The 3,201-nt window shown below is 59.3% G+C and carries 3 protein-coding genes and 1 pseudogene; 2 read left to right on the top strand and 2 right to left on the bottom strand.

Features of this window, described 5'->3' with window-relative positions; genetic code table 11:
• Positions 1-1,075: pseudogene (locus Y707_RS31390) on the top strand (hypothetical protein); the annotation flags it as partial.
• 7 nt (positions 1,076-1,082) lie between these two features.
• On the opposite strand, the gene Y707_RS0108805 reads toward Y707_RS31390, so the two are convergent.
• Positions 1,083-1,889, bottom strand: a complete 807-nt coding sequence (locus Y707_RS0108805) for a carbon-nitrogen hydrolase family protein (protein ID WP_035780926.1) — start codon at positions 1,887-1,889, stop codon at positions 1,083-1,085.
• A 104-nt stretch (positions 1,890-1,993) separates the two neighbouring features.
• Here Y707_RS0108805 and Y707_RS28925 point away from each other — a divergent pair, with 104 nt between their 5' ends.
• Positions 1,994-2,812, top strand: coding sequence for a hypothetical protein (locus Y707_RS28925; protein WP_155852836.1), 819 nt, complete (start codon positions 1,994-1,996; stop codon positions 2,810-2,812).
• A gap of 15 nt (positions 2,813-2,827) precedes the next feature.
• Here Y707_RS28925 and Y707_RS29680 read toward each other — a convergent pair.
• A partial coding sequence (locus tag Y707_RS29680; RefSeq protein WP_035780925.1) for an adenylosuccinate synthetase occupies positions 2,828-3,201 on the bottom strand: 374 nt, incomplete at its 5' end.

The following is a 3,201-nucleotide window of genomic DNA, read 5'->3' as shown; positions in this document are numbered from 1 at the left end:
AGCCGTCCTCAAGCCGCAGCAAGCCACCGCAGTGCTGGCGGCATTACCGGCGTTCCAGCCCACTGTGACCACCCGGACTTCCGCCCAGACAGCCGATGCCGGCAGCCAACTTCATGACGTGCTTCGGATTGGAGTCGCGGACACCGCGGATAATCCACTGGACCGATGGCTGCACCAGCCCGTCACAGGCGAACCGTTATCGGTGGAAGTTACCTCCACCCTGTGGGGGCCGCTGCCCATGAAGCCGCAACCGAGCAGAACCGTACCCACCGGCACGCCGAAGGCAGGCACCGTGACCACACGCGTCAACGGTCCCGGAGAGTACAAGACACCACCGCTGACAATCGGAAACCCTGGCTACTACGTCTGGACGGAGTCCATCAATCCCCGGAGCACAAAGCCCGAAAGCGCATCAGCATTCATCAACCCCTGGCAAGGCAAATTCGGTATCGCCGAGGAGACGACACTCGTTCCCTGGCAGGTGGATATCAGCACGGCCCTGTCCCGGAACGAGGCAAAGGTCGGCGATACCGTGAGCGATGAAGTGACCGTAACCGGCCTGCCGCCAACCTCCAGCGGCCAAGATGCCATTGAGCTAACGATGTATGGGCCGTTGGAGCGGAAACCGGACAGGAGCGCAGAGGTTCCTGAGGCAGCACCGGTCTACGCCACGTCGACCGTCCCGGGCGCCAATGGAAGGCACCAAAGCGACACCTTCGGGCCGTTTACCGAGGCGGGATGCTACACAACGGTGGCTCACTACCCCGGAGGCGAATGGACGTCGTCGTTTACGTCCGCATACGGGCTGCCAGACGAAACTGTCTGCATCACTCCGGTTATTGAACCCGCCATGGATGTAGAATCGGCGACCTCCAACAGGCAACTTCCCGCTCACACCGCAGACGCGCCCCGCCACACTAGTCCCACTCCGGCTCCGGCTCCAGCATCCCAGCCGGTCGAACGGCAGCATTTGGCCGAAACGGGTTTCAGCTCCCGGACTATTGCGGCTGGTGGAGTCATTGCACTCGGTCTGGGGCTCGCGTGTGGAATTCCCACATGGCGCCGGCGTGCATAGGCAGCGCCTAGTGGCTTTCGACGATGTCCAACGAGCTTTTCAACCGGCGGTTCTTCAACACGGGCAGGAACTCGCGGACCTCGTCGATGCGGCGCTTGGTGACATCAACGGTGACGACACCTTCCGTCTCGTCATTGAGGTATCCATGGGGCACACCCATAGGATCAAGAATCACCGAGTGGCCAATGCAATGATCGCTGGAGGTCCCGGCAGCTGCAACCCATACTGTGTTCTCGATGGCCCGGACTTTGAGGATGGACTCCCAGTGTTCGATCTTGTGATCGCCCTTGAACCAGGCTGCTGCCACGGCGATGAGATCAACGTCCATATCCGCCATTGCACGTCCAAGTTCCGGGAACCTGATGTCGTAGCAGGTCATGACGCCGACATTCAGGCCGCCAATATTGACGGTCTTGATGCCACCGTCGCCCGGCTTGATCTTCTTCGATTCCTGATAGGAGAAGGCATCGTAAAGGTGCAGCTTCCGGTAGGTATCGACGATCCGTCCCTCGGCGTCTACGACAACCAGCGTGTTGTAGGGACGCTCCTCGCCACTGGACTCATATCCGCCGGCGACGATCGCGATCTGGACTTCGCTCGCCACAAACGAGAGTTGTTGGACAAACCGGGCCCAGTTGTCATCGACTGCAGCTATGAAGCTCCCCTCAACCAAACCCACAGTAAACATGGATTCCTCCGGGAAGATGACCAGACCCGCACCGTCGGCTTTGGCCTCCTCCGCGAGACGGCGCATCGCGGCGAGGTTCTGGTCCATAATCCCGCTCGGATTGAACTGACCAACGCTGACTTTCATGCCGGGCCCCTCTGACTGCAGACGTTCTGTTGGACTTCAAGCCTACAAGTTGGCAGGAAAGGTATCGAGTACGAGTCCGACAACGTATTGCTAGGGTGAAACTGATGAAAAAACATGTTGCCTGGATGTTGCCAGTCCTGGGAATTCCCGGCTGTATAGCCGGAGCAGGAGCGCTGTCGTTACTTGTTCAGGAGGCACGGCCGTTGCTTGCCCTAATCGGCGGGCTCTTGGGATTTGCCCTGCTGACAGTGGGGCCTATAGTTTGCCTGATCATGTTTATCCGAAACGCGTACCCGGTATATCGGGCGTGGCGGAACCGGCGTGGACACTTCACGAAAAAGGAACAGGTACAACTGGAGCTGGTGCAGGCTCACCAGGATGCATATCAGCAGGCTAAAGTGCTCACCAACGCTCTCGCCGAGGGACAGGCGCCGCCGGAAATCCAAGTCTGGGGCATCGTCCTGCGGCCTCAGGAACGGGCATACATGAACATAACCGCCGACTATGCGCGGTTTTATGGTGGCAATGGCGTGTATACCCACACCAGCGGCTTCTTCTGGGGCCGCCCGGCATTTATGTTTGCGGGCATGGCTTTTACCGCTCTCGGAAACAGTGCGCGGAGGAAAGCGGCAGCCGCTGAGGCTCAACACCGTTGGCGTGAAGTTCAGACGACACGGATGATCTTGACTAACGAGAGGATCATCTGCCTCGCAGGGAGCGAATGGCTCAGTTTCTTCTTTGCCGATGTCTCAACCTGTTACCCAGAACCAGGAAATCACAGCCTGGTCTTGGAGTTCTTCAGCACGCGGCCGCTCCTCATCGGTGGTATTGATGCTCCTCTAGCCGCCGTCTTCTCAGTATGGGCTCTTCATGGACGACACGGCGTTAGTAATCATCCGGCCATGCAGGCGTTGAAAACGTAACCGCTGCCGGAACTGCTAGTCCGTGATCAGGTCGTGCAGCACGATCGTCTGCTCACGGTCCGGACCGACGCCGATCGCCGAGAACCTGGTACCGGACAACTTTTCCAGCGCCCGGATGTACGCCTGCGCATTGTCCGGCAGGTCCTCGAAGGTCCGCGCCTTGGTAATGTCTTCTGTCCAGCCCTCGAAGTACTCAAAGATGGGTTCGGCGTGGTGGAAGTCGGTCTGCGTGATTGGCATTTCGTCATGGCGGACACCGTCGATGTCGTAGGCGACGCAGACAGGGATCCGGTCGAGTCCGGTGAGGACATCCAGTTTGGTGAGGAAATAGTCGGTGAACCCATTGACCCGGCTGGCGTACCTGGCGAGAACGGCGTCATACCAGCCGC

It is taken from the genome of Arthrobacter sp. H14, assembly GCF_000520495.1.
Taxonomy (GTDB): Bacteria; Actinomycetota; Actinomycetes; order Actinomycetales; family Micrococcaceae; genus Arthrobacter_C.
This window is presented reverse-complemented; position numbering and strand designations above follow the sequence as displayed.